General features: G+C 34.5%; 19 protein-coding genes, 2 tRNA genes and 1 pseudogene. 16 read left to right on the top strand and 6 right to left on the bottom strand.

The genetic code is table 11. The annotated features are described in order from the left end of the window. Positions 1-103: 103 nt before the first annotated feature. From LX80_RS05340 to LX80_RS05285, 12 genes are all read left to right on the top strand, one after another. Positions 104-1,207, top strand: coding sequence for an LptF/LptG family permease (locus LX80_RS05340; protein ID WP_111294038.1), 1,104 nt, complete (start codon positions 104-106; stop codon positions 1,205-1,207). Between the two features lie 223 nt (positions 1,208-1,430). Then, the gene (locus LX80_RS05335) at positions 1,431-2,753 is read left to right on the top strand and encodes a citrate (Si)-synthase, eukaryotic (RefSeq protein ID WP_111294037.1); all 1,323 of its coding nucleotides are present in this window, start codon (positions 1,431-1,433) and stop codon (positions 2,751-2,753) included. 127 nt (positions 2,754-2,880) lie between these two features. Next, positions 2,881-3,297 (top strand): EamA family transporter, encoded by a 417-nt coding sequence (locus LX80_RS05330; RefSeq protein ID WP_111294648.1) that lies wholly within the window; start codon positions 2,881-2,883, stop codon positions 3,295-3,297. A gap of 60 nt (positions 3,298-3,357) precedes the next feature. Beyond that, positions 3,358-3,434, top strand: a tRNA-Ala gene (locus LX80_RS05325). Between the two features lie 239 nt (positions 3,435-3,673). Beyond that, a complete protein-coding gene (locus LX80_RS05320; protein ID WP_111294036.1) occupies positions 3,674-4,768 on the top strand; it encodes a sensor histidine kinase in 1,095 nt (364 codons plus the stop codon). Further along, positions 4,761-5,801 carry a sensor histidine kinase gene (locus LX80_RS05315; protein WP_111294035.1) on the top strand — a complete coding sequence of 347 codons (1,041 nt, stop codon included), beginning with the start codon at positions 4,761-4,763 and terminating at the stop codon, positions 5,799-5,801. The genes LX80_RS05320 and LX80_RS05315 overlap by 8 nt, the downstream gene beginning before the upstream one ends. 52 nt (positions 5,802-5,853) lie before the next feature. Beyond that, positions 5,854-6,630, top strand: a complete 777-nt coding sequence (locus tag LX80_RS05310; protein ID WP_111294034.1) for a LytR/AlgR family response regulator transcription factor — start codon at positions 5,854-5,856, stop codon at positions 6,628-6,630. Between the two features lie 115 nt (positions 6,631-6,745). Next, the gene (locus LX80_RS05305) at positions 6,746-9,382 is read left to right on the top strand and encodes an MGH1-like glycoside hydrolase domain-containing protein (protein WP_111294033.1); all 2,637 of its coding nucleotides are present in this window, start codon (positions 6,746-6,748) and stop codon (positions 9,380-9,382) included. Between the two features lie 420 nt (positions 9,383-9,802). Beyond that, a complete protein-coding gene (locus LX80_RS05300; protein WP_170120384.1) occupies positions 9,803-10,258 on the top strand; it encodes a hypothetical protein in 456 nt (151 codons plus the stop codon). Then, entirely contained in the window at positions 10,213-11,007 is a 795-nt protein-coding gene (locus LX80_RS05295; RefSeq protein ID WP_111294031.1) for a sensor histidine kinase, read from the top strand. The genes LX80_RS05300 and LX80_RS05295 overlap by 46 nt, the downstream gene beginning before the upstream one ends. Further along, complete coding sequence (locus LX80_RS05290; RefSeq protein WP_111294030.1) at positions 11,007-11,681, top strand: response regulator transcription factor; 675 nt, start codon at positions 11,007-11,009, stop codon at positions 11,679-11,681. Before LX80_RS05295 ends, LX80_RS05290 begins: the two co-directional genes overlap by 1 nt. Beyond that, on the top strand, positions 11,668-12,828 hold the full coding sequence (locus tag LX80_RS05285; RefSeq protein WP_111294029.1) for a glycoside hydrolase family 130 protein: 1,161 nt from the start codon (positions 11,668-11,670) through the stop codon (positions 12,826-12,828). Before LX80_RS05290 ends, LX80_RS05285 begins: the two co-directional genes overlap by 14 nt. 4 nt (positions 12,829-12,832) lie before the next feature. Here the strand turns inward: LX80_RS05285 and LX80_RS05280 are convergent, their stop codons facing one another. Together LX80_RS05280 and LX80_RS05275 are read right to left on the bottom strand one after the other, a co-directional pair. Continuing rightward, the gene (locus tag LX80_RS05280) at positions 12,833-14,005 is read right to left on the bottom strand and encodes a trans-sulfuration enzyme family protein (protein WP_111294646.1); all 1,173 of its coding nucleotides are present in this window, start codon (positions 14,003-14,005) and stop codon (positions 12,833-12,835) included. 23 nt (positions 14,006-14,028) lie between these two features. Then, on the bottom strand, positions 14,029-14,448 hold the full coding sequence (locus LX80_RS05275; protein WP_111294028.1) for an OsmC family protein: 420 nt from the start codon (positions 14,446-14,448) through the stop codon (positions 14,029-14,031). A 67-nt stretch (positions 14,449-14,515) separates the two neighbouring features. Here LX80_RS05275 and metX point away from each other — a divergent pair, with 67 nt between their 5' ends. Genes metX through LX80_RS05260 form a run of 3 tightly spaced genes read left to right on the top strand, consistent with a single transcriptional unit; the run spans position 14,516 to position 17,060 of the window. Beyond that, on the top strand, positions 14,516-15,529 hold the full coding sequence (gene metX, locus LX80_RS05270; protein ID WP_111294027.1) for a homoserine O-acetyltransferase MetX: 1,014 nt from the start codon (positions 14,516-14,518) through the stop codon (positions 15,527-15,529). A 32-nt stretch (positions 15,530-15,561) separates the two neighbouring features. Next, entirely contained in the window at positions 15,562-16,833 is a 1,272-nt protein-coding gene (locus LX80_RS05265) for an alkaline phosphatase family protein (RefSeq protein WP_111294644.1), read from the top strand. A gap of 44 nt (positions 16,834-16,877) precedes the next feature. Then, positions 16,878-17,060: a DUF6728 family protein gene (locus LX80_RS05260; RefSeq protein ID WP_111294026.1), complete on the top strand. Its 183-nt coding sequence runs from the start codon at positions 16,878-16,880 to the stop codon at positions 17,058-17,060. A 73-nt stretch (positions 17,061-17,133) separates the two neighbouring features. On the opposite strand, the gene lpxB is transcribed toward LX80_RS05260, so the two are convergent. Next, entirely contained in the window at positions 17,134-18,249 is a 1,116-nt protein-coding gene (gene lpxB, locus LX80_RS05255; protein ID WP_111294025.1) for a lipid-A-disaccharide synthase, read from the bottom strand. 138 nt (positions 18,250-18,387) lie between these two features. Here lpxB and LX80_RS05250 point away from each other — a divergent pair. Continuing rightward, positions 18,388-18,461 (top strand) — tRNA-Pro (locus tag LX80_RS05250). 736 nt (positions 18,462-19,197) lie between these two features. On the opposite strand, the pseudogene LX80_RS14695 reads toward LX80_RS05250, so the two are convergent. The 3 genes and pseudogenes from LX80_RS14695 to LX80_RS05240 form a co-directional block, all read right to left on the bottom strand. Further along, positions 19,198-20,055, bottom strand: a pseudogene (locus LX80_RS14695) (recombinase family protein); the annotation flags it as partial. A gap of 3 nt (positions 20,056-20,058) precedes the next feature. Continuing rightward, complete coding sequence (locus tag LX80_RS14440) at positions 20,059-20,223, bottom strand: hypothetical protein (RefSeq protein WP_170120383.1); 165 nt, start codon at positions 20,221-20,223, stop codon at positions 20,059-20,061. Between the two features lie 89 nt (positions 20,224-20,312). After that, the gene (locus LX80_RS05240) at positions 20,313-21,293 is read right to left on the bottom strand and encodes a hypothetical protein (RefSeq protein ID WP_111294024.1); all 981 of its coding nucleotides are present in this window, start codon (positions 21,291-21,293) and stop codon (positions 20,313-20,315) included. Positions 21,294-22,733: the final 1,440 nt, after the last annotated feature.

Raw genomic sequence — 22,733 nt, 5'->3', positions numbered from 1 at the left:
TTTATTTAGGCTTTTTATACGGAAAAATGTGTTGTTGCTACAATGTGCCCACCAATCTTTCCATTGCCTGAATCGCACTCATTAATAAGGACGCATAATAAATATGAAAAAATTAGACTGGTATATCATTAATAAATTTTTATCTACCTTCTTTTTTTCCATATTTCTATTTACCGTAATTGCCGTTGTAGTTGATATTAGTGAAAAAGCCGACGATTTTGCCAAATCGGGTTTAACTGCTCGGGAAATTGTTACACAGTATTATTTTGGTTTCGTACCCTATATTCTGGCTTTGTTATTTCCTTTATTCATATTTATTGCTGTTATATTTTTTACTTCTAAAATGGCCGGCAGAAGTGAAATTGTTGCCATTTTGGCCAGTGGCACTACTTATAACCGCTGGTTAAGACCCTATTGGATAGCAGGTATTTTATTGGCTTTAATGCTTTTGGCAGCCAATTTATACATTGTTCCAAAAGCCAATGTAATACGCGGAAATTTTGAAGCCAAGTATTTAGATCCCAATTCTTCATACGAAAACCTAACCAAAAGCCGCAATGGCAGTGGCAGCGATTTCTATATGAAAGTAGATACTTTTACGTATGCCGGAATTTATAATTATGATACGGTGAGTAAGCGCGGCGGGCCTGTATTTTTAGATGAAATTCGCAATAATCAGTTGGTTAAAAATACACGTGCCGAAGGTATTTCGTGGGATACGTTAACCAAACAGTGGAAATTGGAATATGTTGTTCAGCGTGTTTTACTGCCCTTGGGTGAAAACGTGCAGTTAATTCCGGCTTTATATAAAAATTTGAACTTTACGCCATTTGATATACGCCAGGATAAATACACAAAAGATAAACTTACCTCGCCCGAATTGGCTCGTTTTATCAAATTACAGGAACTGCGTGGCGCCGAAGGATTAAATGAACTAAAAGTAGAAGCAGGTAGGCGATATGCTACCCCCATAACCGTTATTTTACTTACCTTAATTGGTGCTATTGTAGCGGGAAGAAAAGTAAGGGGGGGCAGTGGTTTGCATTTGGCAGTGGGGTTTATTATTGCTGCACTCTTTATTATTACAGATAAATTTTCTACCATTTTTTCAACTAAAGGCAATTTGCCACCTTCTATTGCACCATGGATTCCCAATTTCCTATTTTTATTCGTAGTTATTTACTTGTATAGAAAAGCGCCCAAATAACCTTTCCATTCCCATTAATTTCTTGTTATAAAAGTGTAACATTTCTATAATTCATTTGTTACAACTGTTAAGTTCATTTACCTTTATAGCCGCTAATTGTTATGTGTAGTTCGCAAACATTTTGCACTCCATTTTTCAATCAGTTAAGCTAAGCCGCCAGCTCTTTGCTTGCATACCTCAAAAAGGCAATAAATACAATTATTCGAACATAAAATTTAGCACTATGGGAATTATTAAAGAAAGGTTTAAATTAAAAGCCGATGCAGCCAATGCAGAAATAAAAGATTTATTAAAGGAACATGGTAATAAAAAAATTGGAGAAGTAACACTTGCTCAAATTTATCAGGGAATGCGGGGCATTACCGGTTTGGTTTCTGAAACCAGTTTGTTAGATGCGCAAGAAGGTATCCGTTTTCGCGGCTATTCTATTCCTGAATTACAAAAAAGTTTACCGACTGCTATTCCTAACGGCGAACCTTTACCCGAAGGTTTATTTTATTTAATGTTAATTGGTGAATTGCCAACTGAAGAAGATGTACATCATGTAACCAATGTTTGGCAACGTAGAAGCCATGTGCCTACACATGTGTTTAAAGCTATTGATGCATTACCCATTTCAACACATCCCATGACGATGTTTGTAGTGGGTGTAATGGCTTTGCAAACGGAAAGCGATTTTGCCCGTGAATACGCAAAAGGCATTAGCAAAAAAGATTATTGGAATCCTACTTATGATGATGTAATGGATTTAATAGCGCGTTTACCGCGCATAGCCGCTTACATCTATCGTCGTAAATATAAAAATAACGAACATATACAACCCGATGGTTTATTGGATTGGGCAGGTAATTTGGCACATATGATGGGTTTTGAAGATGAAAGCTTTAAAGAATTAATGCGTTTGTATATGACTATACATGCTGACCATGAAGGTGGTAATGTAAGTGCACATGCTACGCACTTGGTTGGCAGTGCATTAAGCGATCCTTATTTAAGTTATGCTGCGGGTATGAATGGTTTAGCAGGTCCATTACATGGATTAGCCAATCAAGAAGTAATTAAGTGGATTTTTGAAATGCAGAAAGAATTGGGAACCGATAATCCTTCAAAAGAACAAATTGAAGATTACGTGAAAAAAACCATTGCGGCCGGTAAGGTGGTTCCCGGTTATGGACACGCCGTGTTGCGCAAAACTGATCCACGTTTTACTGCGCAAATGGAATTTGGTAAAAAACACATGCCCGATGATAAATTGGTGAATACCGTTTGGAAAATTTATGAAACGGTTCCCCCCATCTTACAATCATTAGGTAAAATAAAAAATCCATGGCCAAATGTAGATGCGCATAGCGGGGCTTTATTAGTACATTATGGATTGGTTGAATACGAATTTTACACTGTATTATTTGCGGTAAGCCGTGCATTGGGCGTATTAGCCAACTTATGTTGGGACAGAGCTTTAGGTTTCCCCATTGAACGTCCAAAAAGTGTTACCACTTCAGCTGTAAAACGTTGGTTAAAAGGCGAAGATGAAATTTGGGAATAAGTATCATTAGCTAATTGTGTATGATAATCTTTCATGCATAGTTCTGCGGTCAATTTAATTTTAACCTGTAGGCACGAACTTTGTGTTTACAGGTTTTTTTATATTAATTTCAAAAAAATTAGATTTAATGTGGTGGATTTATGCTTTGCTTTCAGCCTTCTTTGCAGCTTTAACAGCCATTTTTGCTAAAAAGGGAATTAGCCATATTGATAGTGATTTGGCAACTGCCATTCGTACTTCTTTTATTTTAATCTTAACATGGGGCATTGCCTTTTTTAAAGGAAATATACAAGGCAGTGTTTTAGCATTAACCCGCCAAAATTGGTTGTTTTTAATTTTGTCTGCCATAGCTACCGGTTTGTCGTGGTTGTTTTATTTTAAAGCCTTGCAGTTAGGTAATGTGGCACAGGTTGCCCCGGTTGATAAAGCCAGTGTAGCTATTGCCATTATATTGTCAATTATTTTTTTGGGCGAAGTAGTTACTTTGAAAATGGCCATTGGGGCACTACTTATCATTGTGGGTACACTGGTATTAATAATTTGAGGAAGAAAAATTTTGTGCAACAAGTATCAGGCTATACATTTGCAATCCTAAAAGTTAAATGGGGAATTAGCTCAGCTGGCTAGAGCGCTTGCATGGCATGCAAGAGGTCACCGGTTCGACTCCGGTATTCTCCACCAATAATCCCGCTTCGTAGTGGGATTTTTTTTTATTTTGGTATCTATTCTTAGTTGTTATTCAAACCAATTCTTGTAACATTTTCATCCCTTATTTAAAGGCATTCTTCCAATATTTTAGTTTATTTGGAAGTAATATGGGCATTCATGTAAATTTTTTAATGCATTTTAACAGCACAAAATCATTGCTGAATAAGCAAAAGCCCGGTACACTATGTTTCGTTAGCCTATAAATAACTTAAATGTTGCAAAGTAAAATTGAAATAAACGTTGTAAAAAAGATAACCGGCAGTGTACACTTTTGGTTGCCAATAAGTGGTATTGTATTCTTTTTTCTTTTTTTAGCATCTCTTGCATTTATTAATACAGGAAGTTTCAGGCCTTTATTAGATGTTCACAGCATTATACGTGAAGGTTTCTTCCTGTTGGTTGATATGGTAACATCCATGTATTTTGTGTATTATTCCATACAATTTTTCAACAAAAAATTTGCCGCCAATACTTTATCAATAAAACGATATGCCATTGAAATACCGGTTGTTTTTTTGGGTGGATTTGCACTGAAGAGCATTTTTTATTTTCTATTTGTAAAACTAATTGTGATACCAGAAGCAAATACGGAATCGCTCGAAATGCGGCTAAGAAATTTACTGGCTATGACGCATACCTATTTAATGCTTACCTATGTTGTAATTACAGGATTCAATTCTTTTAAAAGTATGGAACAAAGAAAAACACAGGTAAGCAGACTTGAAAAGGAATATGCACAATCGCGTTTTGAGGCTTTACAAAACCAGTTGAATCCACACTTTTTATTTAATAGTCTCAGCATATTAAGCTCATTAGTACAAATTAATGCCGATATAGCCGAGCAATTCATCGAAAAATTATCCAAAACCTATCGCTATTTGCTCGATCAAAGAGAAAAAGAATGGGTACCGTTGAAAGATGAAATTGCTTTTTTAAAAAATTATATTTTCTTAATTCAACAGCGTTATGCAGATAAGCTTTTTTTAGATATTAATGTACACCATGATGAGTCAATTGCTTATTCAATTATTCCCAATACATTTCTGGTCATTATGGAGTATATCATCAATAAAACAAGTATGTCAGTGCTCAATCCTTTACATATTGTTGTATCAGTTTCCGAAAAAAAAGCACTTTTTTCTTATACAGGTCAGGTAAAAGAAATATCGGGTAATGGGGTGTTACAGCCATTTCAGCAATTAGAAAACCGATATGCACAGATAAACAAAAAAATTGAATTATACACAAATACAAATACGTTGGAGAATTTCATCGTCATTCCATTGATAAAAAATAACAATGAGTAAACTCTTTAAAAATACCGGTAAATTTCCATTACTACGATTTAGTTTGGTTGTAATGATAGTATATACGGTGTACCCTTTGCTATTTGCCTATTTAGGTAATGAAAACAGCTTGGTTAATTTATTTAAAGATTTAGCCTATACCTGGGGTATTGGAATATTTTTTACTTTCTTTATTGTGTATCTGGTAAAATACAGCGAACTTTATTTTCATAAGGCAGGTCCAATTCGCTATTGGTTAGAATGGCTATTTGTTTGTATTGTTTCCTATTATTTTATTTTAATCATCTACAAGTTTCGTTTAAGTAGGCCTATCAGCACTGCCGAGTTGTTGGATATGGTTTATTTTCGCTTATACTTGGTTGAAAACATTTTAGGTGTATCATTTATTTACTTGCTAAACAGGGCGTTTTATTTTTATCAATCTGCTTTAGAAAAAGCAGCTTTTGCCGAGAAGCTGCAAAAAGAATATGCTGAAATGCGATTGCAAGTGTTAAAAAGTCAAATCAACCCGCATTTCTTATTTAATAGCTTAAGTGTATTATCGAATTTGGTACATGTTGATAAAGATGCATCTGAAAAATTTATTCTACAATTATCAAAAGCCTATCGGTATATATTAGACCAAAAAAATGAAGAATGGGTTTCACTTGAAAAAGAACTGGCATTTTTAGATACCTATTTCTATTTGTTGCAAATTCGGTTTAATAAAAAAGTTTGTTTAAATATGGATATACAGGTTAATGCAGATGAATGGCTAATACCTGCATTAACATTACAACTACTGGTTGAAAATGTTGTAAAGCACAATAGCATGTCAACTACTCATCCTTTATGTATTGATGTTACGGCAATGGAAAATAAAATAATTGTTCGCAATAGTATTAATAAACGGGAACACACGGAAAAATCAACAGGTATAGGTTTACAAAATATTGCTCGTAGGGTAGCTTATAGAACTTCCAGTAAAGTGGAAATAGAAAAAAACGATCAATTCTTCTCCATATCAGTGCCTTTAATTGCCAAATTAAACTAGTTTAAAATATTATTGGAAATGTAATTAAAATAACTTATAAAAAATTAATATTATGAAAGTAGTTATTGTTGAAGATGAGTTTTTAACTGCCCAGCGTTTAGATGGTATGCTGAATAAATATGATAGTAATATTGAAGTACAGGCCATTTTGCCTTCGGTAGCTGATGCGGTAAAATGGTTTAAAGAAAATCAGGGAACTGATTTAGTTTTTATGGATATTCATTTAGAAGATGGGCAATGTTTTCAAATATTTGAAACAATTAATTTAGAAATACCCATCATATTTACAACCGCCTATGATGAGTATATGATAAAGGCATTTAAAGTAAACAGTATTGACTATTTAATGAAGCCAATTAACTTTGACGAGTTGGTACAAGCGATAGAAAAATTTAAAAAATTACATTCTCCTGCTTGTAATGAAGATGAGAATTGGCCAACAGAAGGTTTACAACAGTTAATGCATTCACTGCAACCGGGTACTGCATCATATAAATCAAGATTTTTAATTTCTTTGGGTTCACGGTTAAAAACAGTTGAAACTGCTGATATTCAATATTTTTACAGTGCCGATAAAATTACCTTTTTAGTTACGGCAGATAATCAACGTTATCCTGTTGAATTTAGTTTAGATAAATTATCTGCATTGTTAAACCCTACTGAGTTTTTTAGAATCAATCGGCAAACCATTGTTAAACTAAATGCTATATCTGCAATACATGTTTTTCCCAAGGGGAAATTAAAAGTAGATGTGCAGCCTGCATTTAAAGACGAATTATTTGTAAGTCTGGACAGGGTAACCGAGTTTAAAGAATGGTTGGGTAAATAAATTATATTTACCTGTGCATTATTTTCTGTTAAAATACAAAATATGCCAACATTTTCTCCACAAATCTTCAATTAATCTGTTATTCTATACATTGCAGCATTAATTTGCAGATGTTATGACCGCAGAAGAAAAACGATTAAAAGAAAATAGTACAAAAAAAGTACCATTAGAACAATGGGGGCCTTATTTATCTGAACGGCAATGGGGTACTGTTAGGGAAGATTATAGCACCAATGGTGATGCATGGAATTATTTCCCTTTTCATCATGCTTCATCAAGGGCCTATCGTTGGGGTGAAGATGGTTTGTGTGGCATATCTGACTTTTTCGGTAATCTTTGCTTTAGCGTTACTTTATGGAACGGAAAGGATAGTATTTTAAAAGAAAGATTATTTGGTTTGGGTAATTCCGATGGCAATCATGGGGAAGATGTAAAAGAACTTTATTATTATCTAGACAATGTGCCTACCCATTTTTATATGCAAATGTTGTACAAATATCCGCAACAGGCATTCCCCTATGAACAAATTATTGCTGAAAATAAAAAGCGCAGCAAATTTGAACCCGAATACGAAATATTAGATACCGGTATTTTCGACAACAATGAATATTTTGATGTATTGGTTACTTATGCCAAATTAAATAAAAAAGATATTGGCATTAAAGTAGAAATTACCAATCGCTTTTCAAAAGCGGCACCCATAACGGTTTTGCCCACTATTTGGTTTTTTAATAGATGGCAATCGAAAATTACCGATGAAAAACCTGTAATAAAAACAATGAATCGACCGGGTGTGGTAAAAGCCATGCATGAACGATTAGGCAATTATTATTTCTATTATCCCGAAACACATTTGCAGCTTTTTACTGAAAATGAAACCAATACGGAAAAATTATTCGGTATTCCTAACGCTACCCCATTTGTGAAAGATGCTTTTCATGATGCCATCATTCACAATAAAAATAAGTTATTGTTAAGCTCACAAAAATCGGGAACTAAATTCGCACCTGTTTATGAATATTTAATTGAACCAGGTGAGACCAAAGTATTATACTTACGCATTTCATCTACTTTACTTCAATACAATCCCTTTGGATATAATTTTGAAGAATTGTTCATTAATCGTAAAGCAGAAGCCGATGAATTTTATGATAGTATTCTGCCAAAAAATATTTCTTCCGAACTAAAAAACATTCAACGACAGGCATTGGCAGGCCTTTTGTGGAGTAAACAATTTTATTATTACGATGTTGAACGCTGGTTACAAGAAAGTGATGGTATTACAGCACTTTCGTGGCAACGAACTCATGGTCGCAATAGTGAATGGCAACATTTAAAAAATCAAGATATTATATTGATGCCCGATAAATGGGAATATCCATGGTATGCGGCTTGGGATTTGGCTTTTCATTGCGTTTCAATGGCTTTGGTTGATACCAATTTCGCCAAACACCAACTTACTTTAATAATGCGTGAGTGGTACATGAAGCCCGATGGTCAGTTACCTGCTTACGAGTGGCATTTTAGTGATGTTAATCCCCCGGTACAAGCCTGGAGCGCACTGCAAATTTATAATATTGAAAAAGAAAAGACCGGAAAAGGAGACATTCGATTTTTGAAAAAAGTTTTCAATAAACTTATTATCAATTTTACCTGGTGGATTAATCGGAAAGACCCGCAAGGAAATAACATGTTTGAAGGAGGTTTTTTAGGCTTAGATAACATTGGTGTGTTTAATAGAAGTATTCAAATTAATAATCAGGCACAGTTAGAGCAAGCAGACGGTACCAGTTGGATGGGTATGTATGCTTTGAATTTAATGGATATTGCCATTGAAATTGCCATGCAGGATGATGCATTTGAAGACAGTGCTACTAAATTTTTTGAGCACTTCATTTTAATTGCAGAGGCATTGAACCAGTTAGGTATGTGGAATGAAGAAGATGAATTTTACTACGATAAACTGGGGTTGGCCGGTGGCGAAACCATTCAATTGCGCATTCAATCTATTGTTGGCCTTACCTCATTATTTGCCGTTTCGGTAATTGATAAAAAAGTTTTGAAAAAGTTGCAAGATTTTGATAAACGAATTAGTTGGTATAAACAATATCGGTTAAAAAACAACAAGTTTTGGCCCAATGAAGAGAAAACGGAACAAGATAAAATTTTAATATCCTTATTGCCCAAAGATAGATTGGTTGGATTATTGAAGCACTTGCTTAGTGAAACTGAATTTTTATCGGATGGCGGTATTCGTGCTTTATCAAAGTACCACGAAAAAAATCCCTATTCGGTTACCATTGATGGGGTACAATATTCCATACAATACGATCCGGGCGACTCTACTTCCGATTTTTTTGGTGGAAACAGCAACTGGCGTGGCCCGGTTTGGATGCCCATTAATTATTTAATTATTAAAAGCATTCAAAAGTTTGGTGAATTTTATGATGGTTCCTTAAAAGTGGAATACCCCACCGGTTCCGGAAAGTTTATTGAATTAACCGATGTGGCAGATGAGTTGGAAAAACGTGTCATTCGCTTATTTACTTTGAATGAAAAAGGCGAACGTAAATTATATGGTAAATATAATTGGTTTTATCAACGCCCTGAAAACAGGCATTTATTGCAGTTTTACGAGTATTTTCATGGTGATACCGGTCATGGCTTAGGGGCCAGTCATCAAACAGGCTGGACCAGTCTTATTGCTCAACTCATATTTGAAAGGGCACAACTAAAAGGTGGAGATATTTAACAGCAAAATTGGTGAATAAAAAAAGAGGGAGGCCACAATCCTTCCCTCTCTTATCCCCAATCAAAAACCAAAAAATATAAAGCTGTGGTTGGTTTAGAATTATAGTGCGAACATAATTTAAAGCATGCATTCAAAAAAACGTATTTCTACGTAGTGAAATCACTTATTTTTACATATATCATTCTATAAATGGTCGGAACTTTAGTCTATATCGAGCTTTTACTGTTACTGGCAGGGATTTATTATTTATTTCTGAAATTCAAAAATTTTAACCTTCCCGGGCTAATTTTCTTTAAAATACTGTATGTTTTAACATTTTTTACCGAAATTTTAGGCAAAATAACGGCTCAACATAACATACACAATCAATCTATTTATAATGTGTTTGTGGCAATTGAATTTGTTTTGCTGGTTATTATCATGCAAAAAAATATTCCGCCCAAATTGCAATGGCATAAATGGCCCAAAATTGGCCTTTTCATTTTTTTTGCATTATACTTGGCCGAAATTTTATACCATAAAGGCATTATGGATGCTTTTGTGTTCTTTAGCCATACTTTTATTTCATTTTATTTTATAGTAGTAGGATTTGTTTATTATTATCGCCTTATTCAGCTTGAAATAGCAGTACAGGCTAAAAACGATTATGTGTTTTGGTTGGTTACGGGAATATTTCTATATCAGTTTGCCAGTTTTTTTATTAATTTATTTTTTTCCTATATTGTTCAGTTATATTTATCCGACCATGCCAATTGGGGCATATCGGTTATCACTATATTAAGAGTATTATTCAATGTGTTTTTTTATAGCGCCTGGCTTTATGCTTTTATATGCAAGTATCGGAAAACTATATCATCTTCATCATTTTATGTTTAACGGCCGTTTTTTTATTGGTGGCTTTTTACATTGTAGTACAGGTTATTAATTATGCCCGTAAAAAGAAAAAATATGAAGCCGAGAAAAACGCAATGAATCAATTGTTTGAAGAACAACTGATTCAAACCAAATTAGAAGTGCAGGAACAAACCTTACAAAATTTTGCCGCGGATTTACATGATAACATTGGTCAACTGCTAAGCTTAACCAATGTTACCCTGGCTTCCGTAAATGTGAATGATGCTGCTAAAACGGCTTCAAAAATTTCATCGGCACAAGAATTAATTAAACGAGCCATAAAAGAAATTCGAATTTTAGCCAAGTTGCACCAAGGCGAAAGCTTAATGGAAAATGGTTTGTCGGATGCCATTTCGCAGGAAGTGCAATGGTTTCAGCGCAATGCATATTTTAAAGTTGAATTTAAAAATAATTTGCCCGATAACTTTACGCTTTCCCATCCTTATGCCAACTTATTTGTTTATCGTTTATTGCAAGAGTGTTTAAGCAATATTGTTCGGCATGCCGACGCAACCGAAATTTTTATATTTTTAGGTGTAAAAGACGATTGTTTTACAATGGAAATTAGTGATAACGGTAAGGGCTTTCGGTATAATGAATCTAATTTTCAATCGAATGGAATGGGAATTAATAACATGCAAAAACGTATTCAACTATTGAACGGCACCATGCGTATTATGACTGCCGAAAAAAAAGGAACCCGAATTTTGTTTAATATACCCTGTAACTAATGGAAAGTGAAATTATTAGAATTGCTTTAGTTGATGACCACGCTTTATTTAGAAGTGGTATTGCTGCTTTATTGAAAGAATTTGATGATTTAATGATTGTTTTTGAAGCATCGAACGGAAAAGAATTGCAATTACTGCTTCCACAACACCTGCCTATTGATGTGGTATTGATGGATATTAAAATGCCCGGATTAAATGGATTTGATACGACCGAATGGATAAGTACGCATTATCCTAAAACGGCCGTTTTGGCTTTAAGTATGTTTGATGAAAGTATTGATATTATTAAAATGTTGAAAGCAGGTGCAGGTGGATATTTGCTGAAAGAATCTTCCCCAGAGGAATTATATGCGGCCATTACTGCTATTCATCAAAATGGATTCTACAGCAATGAATTGGTTTCCGATCAACTCATCAAATCATTAAAGTCCGGTAAACATATTGAAGATTGGTACGAACAATATGGCCTCAATCAAAAAGAATTAGAATTTTTACGATTGTGCGCAACCGAGTTAACTTATCGGCAAATTGCCGAAACCATGGGCGTTGCAGAGCGTACGGTTGAAAATTATCGGCAATCGCTTTCTGAAAAATTAGGCATTAAAAATAGGGTAGGATTGGCACTATTTGCAATCAAGAATAAACTGGTAAGTTTGGGGAATGAAACATTATAAACATATTCTTTTCGTTAATGTGGCTTTACTCATACTACTGCTACAATTCACCTCTCAAAACGTATTTGCCCAAAACCTTCAAACCCAAAACCAATGGGCGCTTTTGCCTTTTGTAAAAGAAAACCAATACAATCCCATTCTTACGCCGGGTAGCAGCATTTTTACCGACCCCATTACCCAACAAACGGTTAAATGGGAAGCAGCGCATGTTTTTAATCCTGCCATGATAATACGTCATGATACTGTTTATATGTTATATCGTGCGCAGGATAGTGCCGGTACCTCACGTATAGGCCTTGCTGTTAGTACCGATGGGCATCATTTTACTCGCAACCAACAGCCGGTATTGTTTCCCGATAATGACTCTTTTAAGCAATATGAATGGCCCGGTGGTTGTGAAGATCCCCGCATTGTTGCTGATGCCAATGGTACGTACTATTTAACCTACACCGCTTTCGATGGGCAATTGGCGCGCTTAATGGTGGCTACCTCAACCGATTTAATTCATTGGCAAAAACATGGCCCTGCCTTTGCAAAAGCTTACAGCGGTAAATACTTAAATGTATGGTCTAAATCCGGCGCTATTGTGGCAACTTATTCACCCAATAACATTGTTGCAACCAAGGTAAACGGAAAATATTGGATGTATTGGGGCGACCAATTTATTTGGGCTGCTACTTCAACCGACCTTATTAACTGGCAACCCATTGAAATGCCTAAAGGCATGAAGCCGCCTGTAGCTTTAAGAGGTCAGGCATTCAACATGCCACAACTGCAAATTGTATTACCCACCCGAAAAGGAAAATTTGATAGTGATTTGGTAGAATCAGGGCCTGCTGCTATGTATTCACCTAACGGTATCCGCTTGCTGTACAATGGCAGAAATATTCCCGCCATTGGCGACAAAAATTTACCCGAGGGTACCTATGCTTCCGGGCAGGCTTTATTCAATGCAAAAAATCCTGTGCAGTTAATTCACAGACTCAATCATTATTTTATGAAGCCTACAGAGCCTTACGAAATTACCGGACAGGTAAACAATGTTTGTTTTATAGAAGGGCTGGTTTATTTTCAACAAAAATGGTGGTTATATTATGGCACTGCCGATTCTAACATTGCAGTGGCCACTTGTAATAAACCATTGTAACGGATTAGCATTGCTGTAAAGCCTGTTCAATATCCTTCAAAATATCATCTTTATGCTCTAAGCCTACACTTATGCGAATAAGTCCGGGGGTTATACCCACTGCCAGGCGTTCAGCTTCTGTAAGCTTAGCATGTGTAGTGCTGGCAGGGTGCGATGCAATGCTGCGGCTATCGCCCAAATTGGCGGTTAATGACAACATTTGCAATGCATTTAAAAAATTTCTGCCACTTTCTAAACCGCCTTTTAGCTCAAAACAAATAATACCACCTCCGTTTTGCATTTGTTGTTGGGCAATGGCATATTGTGGATGTGTTGGTAAGAATGGATATTTTAGAAAAGCAATTTTATTATTGTGTTGTAAGGCATTGGCAAGATAAATTGCATTGCTGCAATGACGTTCCATACGCACTTCTAATGTTTCTAAACTTTTACTTAGTACCCACGCATTGAATGGTGATAAAGCAGGCCCGGTACTTCTGCAAAAAGCGTAAATTTCTTTTATTAAATCTTTTCTGCCCACAATTACACCGCCTAACACACGGCCCTGTCCATCCATCCATTTGGTAGCGGAATGAATTACTAAATCTGCACCCAATAAAATAGGCTGTTGCACTAAAGGCGTAGCAAAACAATTATCCACATTTAAAATAATGCCATTTTGCTTAGCCAGTTTACCCAACATTTTCAAATCTAATATGTCTAACCCCGGATTGGTGGGCGTTTCAACGTAAATCATTTTTGTATTGGGTTGAATGGCGGCAGCCCATTCTTGTTCAGTAGCAGTAGCACTAATATAACTGTAAGCAATACCATAGCGATTTAAATACTTGGTAATTACGGTATGTGTACTTCCAAAAATACTGTTACAAGCCAGCAAATGGTCGCCTTGCTTTAACAGTGCCATAAATGAACCAAATACAGCACTCATGCCCGAAGCCGTGGCATATCCGGCTTCAGCACCTTCTAATACACACACTTTATCAATCAATTCTTGCACATTCGGATTACTAAAGCGGCTGTAAATGTTATCGTCAGTTTCATCGGCAAATGCAGCCCGCATACTTTCTGCATCGTTAAAGCAAAAACTACTGGTTAAAAACATAGGAGTGCTATGTTCCATTTCCGGTGTACGTTCGGTTTGAATGCGAATGGCTTGTGTAATTTTATTTTGTTGCATACCGCTTTTGTTATGGTTTATAATTATTGTACTGTTACATCCCATTCAATGGTGCAACCCGCAGCTCTTAAGGTAGCTGCTACCGAACAATATTTATCAATCGATAAGGCGCAGGCTTTTCTAGCTTTTTCAACCTCAATATTCCCTTTGAAAATAAATTGAATATGTATGTGTTTCCACAAAGCAGGTTCTTTACCATGTTCACGTTCAGCATCAATTTTCATGGAAAAATCTTCAATTTCCTGGCGCTGTTTTTTTAAAATAGAAACAATATCTACACCACTGCAACCACCCAAACCCATTAATAAAGTTTGCATAGGTCTAAATCCACTATTGTGTCCGCCAATTTCAACGGCACCATCAGTTCTAATGGTGTGTCCGTTGGCATCCGTTCCTTCAAATGCATAGGCATCATCCACTCTTTTTATTGCAATTGTTGTCATCTTCAAAAGATTTATGCAAATGTAATTTAATCATGTACTTATTTTGCTGTTTAAATACGGAATTAATATGACGCATGTTTTTGAGTATCCACACAATTTTGTTTTAGAAAATGGAGCAATATTGCCCGGAATTAGCATTGCTTACACCACTTACGGAACTTTGAATGCACAAAAAAACAATGTAGTTTGGGTATGCCATGCGCTTACTGCTAATGCCGATGCAGCAGAATGGTGGAAAGGCTTGGTAGGCGAGGGGTGTTATATTAATCCCAATGAACATTTTATTGTAGGGGCCAATATTTTGGGTTCCTGTTATGGCACAACCGGTCCTTTAAGCATCAATCCGCAAACACAACAACCCTACTATGCTTCTTTTCCTTCTGTAACCATTCGCGACATGGTGCAGGCGCATATACTATTGCGGAAACATTTAGGCATTGAAAGTATTCACTTACTAATGGGCGGTAGTATGGGCGGTTATCAAGCACTAGAGTGGGCCGTAATGGAACCGCAAGTGGTGCAACAATTGTTTTTAATTGCCACTTCCCCTTCTGAAAGTGCTTGGGGAGTGGCCGTACATACTGCACAACGCTTAGCTATTGAAGCCGATTGCACCTGGCAACAACCCAATGCAAAAGCCGGCGCAAAAGGGCTTAAAGCAGCAAGGGCAATTGGAATGCTTACCTATCGGAATTATGAAACTTTTCAACAAAAACAAACCGACCCCGATCCGGAAAAAATTGATGGCTTCAAGGCATCTTCATACATCAACTATCAAGGCGATAAATTAGTAAATCGGTTTAATGCCTATAGTTATTGGTTATTAACCAAAGCAATGGATAGTCACCATTTAGCCCGTGGGCGTGGCGGCGATTTAATACAGGTGTTGCACCAAATACAAACACCTACTTTAATTATTGGTATTACCAGCGATATTTTATGCCCTATAGCCGAACAACAATTTATGGTACAACACATGCCCAATGCCACATTAATTCAAATTGATTCAACCTATGGACACGACGGGTTTATTATAGAAACTGAACAAATTACCCGTTCTTTGCAGCATTGGTTACCTTAATATTTGCCAACCATTCAGATAAATTATATACTATGAAATTAAGTGCTAAAGCGTTTGTACTATTGTTATTTGCCCAAGTGTTAGGCTTGTGGGCGTTTGCACAAGATACTACCCAACACATTGTTCCCGGCCGCCAAAACAGTAAAGCGCAACAACAAAAACCTTACGTAATATTAATTTCAGCCGATGGATTTCGTTACGATTTGGCCGATAGTTTTCATGCAAAAAATTTAATTCGTTTTCGTTCGCAAGGCGTTCAAGCCGAGTACATGAAACCTAGTTATCCATCGCTAACATTTCCCAATCACTATGCCATCATTACCGGCATGTATCCTGCCCACAATGGTTTGGTGGATAATTCGTTTTACGATGCCAATAAAAACAAAATATATACAATGGGTAATAAAACCGAGGTGGCCGATAGCTCATGGTATGGTGGCACACCTTTGTGGGTATTAGCCGAACAACAGCAAATGTTATCGGCCAGTTTTTATTGGGTAGCATCTGAGGCAGCCATTCAGGGTGTTAGACCCACTTATTATTACATCTATAATGAAAAAATTGGCATTGATGAGCGCATTGCTGCCGTAAAAAAATGGTTGCAATTACCACCCGAAAAAAGACCGCATTTCATTACTTTTTATTTGCCCGAAGTAGATCATGAGGAGCATATGCACGGAGTATTTAGTCCTGAAACAGCCCATGCCGTGCAGTTTGTAGATGAAGCCATTGCTAAATTAAACGAGGCATTGGCCCCCTTAAACCTGCCCATTAATTACATATTTTTATCCGACCATGGAATGGTTGATGTTGATGTAAACCATACCCTTCCTTTGCCGGCTCAGGTTGATACTGCCAACTTCATTGTTCCCCGTAGCGATATGTTATTGCATTTATATGCCAAAAACAAAAATGCTATTATGCCCACTTACACGGCATTAAAAAATAGTGCAACAGGGTATAATGTTTATTTAGCCAACGAAATTCCCGAAAACTGGCATTACAATGCCGCCAACGATTATTTTAATCGTGTTGGCGATATTTTACTAGTGCCGCAATACCCTAAAGTATTTAATTTAAGCAGCCGTAAAATTACACCCGGCAAGCATGGATATGATAATAACATGACCGAAATGCGGGCTACCTTTTATGCCTGGGGACCCGCATTTAAGCAACAATTCAAAATTCGTGGGTTTGAAAATGTGCATGTATTTCCTTTAATAGCTAAAATATTGGGTTTACAATATCAGGCCGATGCAATTGATGGGCAATTAAAAGTTTTAGCACCCATTTTAAAACAATAAGTCAACAAAAAACAACATTGGTTGTTTCAATACAAAACAGCATTATGGGCATTTGGAATCAAATATTACAGTACCTGTATATCAAAAAGCGCGATCCTAACCAACCTCGCAATACCTATATAAAGTTTATGCATGGCATGAACCGTATTTCATTACTCATGTTTATTGTAGCGGTAATTATAATGCTCATTAAACTGGTCATTCTTCCTTTGTTACGCAAAGGGTAGTGGGTTATTATGTAGCCGGCTGCTGTGCAACTATTCAACTTTCGTTGCGTCGCACACTTGTACGGCAACAAGTTTATTCGGCATGGTTAGCCATACTGTACACCCATTGAGCAGCTTTTTCCGATGCATTGCCACCGGCTTTCAATAGTAGTTTCAACTGCAAAAAATCCTGCTTCATTGCATTGATTTTAGCTGCGTTGTTTAGTAATTCATTCAATTCAGTCACAATATTGTCCACATTCATTTCATGTTGAATCAGTTCTTTTACAACCGGTTTATCCATAATTAAATTCACCAATGATATGTATTTAATTTTAACCAGCCTTTTAGCAATGGCATAACTAACGGCACTGCCTTTGTAGCAAACCACTTCCGGAACACCAAACAAAGCTGTTTCAAGTGTAGCGGTGCCACTGGTAACCAAGGCGGCAACACTACTGTTTAACAGCCCATATGTATTGTTTTTAACCAATAACACATTTTTGTAAGGAGCTAAAAATTCGGAATAAAATGCATCTTCTTGGCCGGGAGCCTGTGCAACTGCAAAGCTGTAATCAGGAAAATGTTGTGCAACCTGCAACATAACCGGTAATTTTTTTTCAATTTCTTGTTTACGGCTACCCGGCAGTATGGCAACAATAGGTTTTGAAGCAGCAATTTTTTCGGAATGTGTAAATTGAAATTGTTCAACCACTTCAACCAACGGATGCCCAACATAGGTTACTTCCCAATTCCATTTTTCATGGTAGTATTCTTTTTCAAAAGGTAGTATTACCAGCATTTTATCAATGCATTGTTTCATAGCTTTAACCCTGTTTTCTTTCCATGCCCATACTTGCGGCGAAATGTAATAAACAACTTTTATGTTTTGTTTTTTTGCCCATTTAGCAATGCGCAAATTAAAGCCCGGGTAATCAATCAGCACTAAAACATCAGGATTAAACTGAATAATATCTTGTTTGCAAAAAGCAATGTTTTTTAAAATGGTTGGTAAGTTTTTAATTACTTCAGCAAAACCCATAAAAGCCAAATCACGATAATGTTTAACCAGTTGGGTACCTGCTTGTTCCATTAAATGGCCACCCCAACATCGAATATGGGCAGCATCATCTTTTTGTTTTAAGGCTTTTATTAAGTTACTGCCATGCAAATCGCCACTGGCTTCACCGGCTATAATATAGTATTTCATGGTAGGGTAAAGATAAGCAGGTTGCAAGATGCATAAGAAATTTCAATTAGAAATTCATGTAACCAAATGATGATTCATTGGATTTAGGTTTTACTGTAAAATGGTTTATTTGTATTTTTGCGCCGATTTAAAACGAGGCGGGATGTAGCGCAGCCCGGTAGCGCGCTTCGTTCGGGACGAAGAGGCCGCTGGTTCGAATCCAGTCATCCCGACATCATTACTCAAAAAGCAATCTTGCCAAAGATTGCTTTTTTTATCGGGTGATGATATGCTTTGCTGGCTTGCAATTGCTGCAAATATGGAATTTACTTCGTTGGTTCGAACTGTGTTATTTTTCTTGTTATACATTATGCCACTTGGGAAAATGAGATATTGTAACTTTTGTTTTTCCACAAATTTTGATGAAAGCCAGAGAGAGCAAAGATTTGCAGCCATTTTTAAACCTTTTTCTACTGCCATTTCTAGGTTCGAACTCAAATCTTGTCTTTGTTCTAATTCTTCAGTAGTTTTTGAAAGGGATTCGTTGTATTTTTCAAAATATTTTTGGTATTGTTCCCTTGTGATTTCGTTCAGCACAAAACGTTCTTCTAAAAGTTCTAATTGATTTTTTAAAATAGAAGCATTCTTTTTTAATTGGATTATTTCATCAGGAGTATTTTCTATATATTGTTTAAATTTTTCAATTAATATGCTTTTAAGTTCACTTTGGTAAGCTTCATTAAACTCAAATTGTTGTAAAATTTGAATGAATAGTTGATGCAACGATTTAGCTGCAACATTTACTTTAGTACCTTTAGCTCTTGATTTATAGTAATAAATTTTTTTTGGTTTATTATAATAACCTGTAAAAGGGCTACCACTTATTTCATCTTTGATGAATACCTTCAAAGGGAGTTCCTCATTCCTTAGGTTTTTAGGAACACCTGTTCTTGGATTTTGTTGTTTTATTTGATTTGCCTTTAAAAAAGTATTGATATCAATTAAAGCAGGATGTTTGCCTTTGATAAGTTCTCCAGGGAGCATGGAGGAAGAAATATAGCCACAATAGAAGGGATTGGATAAAACCCATGCTAAATTTCTTAATCCTATTTTAAAACCATATGTACCTAATTTATCTACTATTTGTTGATTAGTGAGTTGGCCTGAGGCTTTCCACAAAAATGCTTTTTTAATAAAATCACCTTTTTCATTGATAATATAATGATGCTTGTCTGCTGTCATCTTTTTGTTTAAATTGGTATATCCAATTGGTAATGAATAAGGCCAATATCCTTTTTGCAGCATAGATTTAGTACCAGCAATACTCTTATCTTTTCTCAAATCATTATCGAGTTTGCTAATTAGGAGGTATAAATTTTCTTGAAACGTGCCGGTTGGAGTAAAAGATTCGACTTTTTGTGTGATAGCTATAATCCGAACCCCTAATTTTCTTAGGTTTTCCATTAAAAAAATACCATTAGCCCCGGAACGTGAAAAACGATCATAAGAATAAACGATGATAGCAGAAATTGATTGATCTTTTTTAATATCCTCCAGCATTCGTTTAAACTCTTTTCGTTCATCATTTTGGGCTGATTCATATGTTCCGCCATATCTACGTTTAATGATATAACCATTTTTTTCTGCAAATGCATCTATCTGTTCATACTGCCAAACCAAAGAGTTTCCATTAACCATTTGGTTTTTACTGGATACTCTTTCATAACTATAACATAAATTACCGTTGCGTAAAGCATTAGTAGAGGCTTTTTTGCAAAAATTATTTTGAAGTAATTGTTCAGATGTTGTAACGGTATTATGTTTCATAAATTACTTTTTGGATTTTTCTAACACAACAGCAATAATTATATCAGCAAGAATTTCTAATTGCTGCAATATTTCATTGTTAATAATTTTTTGTTCTTCATTGGTGATGGATTGATTATTAAATAATATTTTCTTTTTATCACCATGTTGCTTTTTTCTTCCCTTCATTGTTGTAATGCTTGGGAAGTAATTGGATGTTTACCATATTACATTCTTTTATATAATAAGCCTGTTGTGTACAGTACATTCATCTAAGTTTATTCTATTGGTATTTTTATCTTGGTTGTTTCCTCTACAAATACCAAATTTTTACCTTCAGTTTGAATAACAATTTTTTTAAACTTTTCTTTTTCTAATAAACCATATAATTTGTTTCTCATTTTACCGATATCCTTATTTTCCGTTACTTCAACCATTAAACACCTTTTTTGAGCTTGTATACTATACCTAATCTTGATCTCCTTAATGTTTTCTTGACGAAGTAATTGTAATATTTTTATTTCAGATTTGGATAATCTAAATAGTTGTTGAATTTCAGTTTCTTTAATTTTGGGATTATCAAAAAAAGCACTAGTAACAGTATTTAGAAAAATAGCATAAAATGAACGGTTTTGCAAAAATTGATTCAATAAATCTTTCGTTTCAATCATTTCGTTTGAAATCGGTAAGATGAAAGTAGATTGATTTGGTTCAGGGAATACAATTAAATAAATGGGGATATCCTTATCTAACAATACCAAAATGAGCATTACAAAATAATTGAATTGGCCAAACGCCCAATCTTTCACTCCTGGTAATTGTCTGCAAAATTCTTTAATTGCTTTTTCTCCCGCAACTGCCCTTAATTTTTCAAATTCAGGAGCATTAGTGATTGCCTCAAGAATCATGTCTAAGGCATTTTGATCAACGTTGAATAAAAATTCTTTCACTTTTTGAATAGTGGATATATCCATTCCTAAACGCCGCATTTCCTTGATAGTACGTAACCAACAAAGATTAAAAAACGATATTTTAGACCATTCCCTTTTTTCAGTTGTTGCTTCCGATATATTTACTAGTTGATTAGCTTTCCAAAACTGTATTTCTTGTCTATTGATTCCTACATGCCTAATAGAGAACTTTTCTTCATAAAGTTGTTCAATCACTTCAAAATAATTTAAGGGCGCATCTTCTATCAAATGCAATAACCAATTTTCGGTTCTCAGATGGCTTAAATTATCAAAAATATTATTTTTCATTTTAGCATTTAAAAATGCAAATTAATTTATTTGAATAAAAGTACAAAATATTTAACAAGATACTTATTAATTTATTTGAGTTCAGTATCCATAAAAATGAATGTTATATGCTTTGAATCATTTAGTGCTTTTTTGACAATAACAATCAATTATTTTATTTAATAATTTTTGAGGGGATTTTGAAGAAAATTAAACTAGATCATTTTAGGCTTTATTTGAATTTTATTCAGATAAAATCCAAAGCAAACAATTTATCAATCTGTGAATTTATCTATTTATAAATTTATTTATTAATCTTTATATATTTAAGTACAACTTATTTTTCATAATGAGTGAATATCATAATAGTTAATTGAATTTTGCTAGATTATAAATATCATTGAATTTATTAAAGAAAGAAATACATAAAATGTGGTATACAAAATTCATGAGGGTATCTTTTAATTTTTAAGAAATTATTAATAAAGTTTCCACTTATAATTAAATTAATAATTACGGATTTTTTTCTTTTTAAAAAGGCCTCCTATATTGTCGTGAGATTAAAATTTTAAAATATAAAACAACTTCATTTTTTATATGGTTAAAATTGAATAGCGGAATTTTTTAAATAATGTTCTATTAAGCTTTAACCCATAATCAAAAAATGAAATCTCGCTTATTGATAAATTAAGGCTAATAATAGCAATTATTTTAATAAGCGTATTTTGCTTTTGAATAGTGGTGAGTAAAATTTTTTTCTTTAAAAAATTTATAAAATCTCCTACAAAAATTAATGAGTTGAATTAAAAGCTAGTTTCTTAATTTTTTAAAATTTCATTTTATTAACATTTTCAAAAAAAAGAAAGTTAATTTCCATTTAATAAATACGCATATTGATATAATAAAATGTTGCGCGAACTAACAACATAAATATGATGGATGATTTTTTTTTTGATAAAAAATTACGAATATGAATTTCTGAAAAAATCAATAAAATTATAAAGATTGTGAATTGTGAAATAACACAAGTTTTCTTATTCTTTCTTTGAAATCCACAACGAATATTTATTATATGAATTTAAGTTCGCGATTAAAAAACTATAGCATCCAATAACTTTTTTTTCTTTAAATTATTTTATTTAGAATCAGTTCAATATTTGAATGATTTGCAATTGTTCCTTATCGATTAAGTTAATAAATATTTACATTATAATACTAACTTGATTAAGAAATGAAGTTTTGATTTATTTTTATTGATAGTTAAAAAATTTTCGATTTTGAACTTTTTTTCAGGAATTTATTTCTCTTCATGGAGAATGTAGCTCACTGTTTTGTTTTTAATGGCAGAATCATAGTTTACTGTAATGGTAATTTAAATATACATTTATTATTAAAGTGCTTTTTGCATTGCAAATAAAGGGAATTGGCTACATTATTTATTTGCATTTAAACAGTGTATTA

The sequence above is a fragment of the Hydrotalea sandarakina genome (assembly GCF_003254115.1).
In the GTDB taxonomy this organism is placed as follows: domain Bacteria; phylum Bacteroidota; class Bacteroidia; order Chitinophagales; family Chitinophagaceae; genus Hydrotalea; species Hydrotalea sandarakina.
Note: the sequence above shows the minus strand (reverse complement) of the source record. Positions and strands in the feature narration are given on the sequence as shown.

Coding starts and splice junctions, on each gene's coding strand:
- LX80_RS05240 (WP_111294024.1), bottom strand. CDS start 21,293: ATGAAAAATAATATTTTTGATAATTTAAGCCATCTGAGAACCGAAAAT.
- lpxB (WP_111294025.1), bottom strand. CDS start 18,249: ATGAAATACTATATTATAGCCGGTGAAGCCAGTGGCGATTTGCATGGC.
- LX80_RS05340 (WP_111294038.1), top strand. CDS start 104: ATGAAAAAATTAGACTGGTATATCATTAATAAATTTTTATCTACCTTC.
- LX80_RS05300 (WP_170120384.1), top strand. CDS start 9,803: ATGCAAAAAAATATTCCGCCCAAATTGCAATGGCATAAATGGCCCAAA.
- LX80_RS05280 (WP_111294646.1), bottom strand. CDS start 14,005: ATGCAACAAAATAAAATTACACAAGCCATTCGCATTCAAACCGAACGT.
- LX80_RS05295 (WP_111294031.1), top strand. CDS start 10,213: ATGCAAGTATCGGAAAACTATATCATCTTCATCATTTTATGTTTAACG.
- LX80_RS05275 (WP_111294028.1), bottom strand. CDS start 14,448: ATGACAACAATTGCAATAAAAAGAGTGGATGATGCCTATGCATTTGAA.
- LX80_RS05265 (WP_111294644.1), top strand. CDS start 15,562: ATGAAATTAAGTGCTAAAGCGTTTGTACTATTGTTATTTGCCCAAGTG.
- LX80_RS05305 (WP_111294033.1), top strand. CDS start 6,746: ATGACCGCAGAAGAAAAACGATTAAAAGAAAATAGTACAAAAAAAGTA.
- LX80_RS05310 (WP_111294034.1), top strand. CDS start 5,854: ATGAAAGTAGTTATTGTTGAAGATGAGTTTTTAACTGCCCAGCGTTTA.
- LX80_RS05285 (WP_111294029.1), top strand. CDS start 11,668: ATGAAACATTATAAACATATTCTTTTCGTTAATGTGGCTTTACTCATA.
- LX80_RS05330 (WP_111294648.1), top strand. CDS start 2,881: ATGTGGTGGATTTATGCTTTGCTTTCAGCCTTCTTTGCAGCTTTAACA.
- LX80_RS05320 (WP_111294036.1), top strand. CDS start 3,674: ATGTTGCAAAGTAAAATTGAAATAAACGTTGTAAAAAAGATAACCGGC.
- LX80_RS05315 (WP_111294035.1), top strand. CDS start 4,761: ATGAGTAAACTCTTTAAAAATACCGGTAAATTTCCATTACTACGATTT.
- LX80_RS05260 (WP_111294026.1), top strand. CDS start 16,878: ATGGGCATTTGGAATCAAATATTACAGTACCTGTATATCAAAAAGCGC.
- LX80_RS05290 (WP_111294030.1), top strand. CDS start 11,007: ATGGAAAGTGAAATTATTAGAATTGCTTTAGTTGATGACCACGCTTTA.
- metX (WP_111294027.1), top strand. CDS start 14,516: ATGACGCATGTTTTTGAGTATCCACACAATTTTGTTTTAGAAAATGGA.
- LX80_RS05335 (WP_111294037.1), top strand. CDS start 1,431: ATGGGAATTATTAAAGAAAGGTTTAAATTAAAAGCCGATGCAGCCAAT.
- LX80_RS14440 (WP_170120383.1), bottom strand. CDS start 20,223: ATGAAGGGAAGAAAAAAGCAACATGGTGATAAAAAGAAAATATTATTT.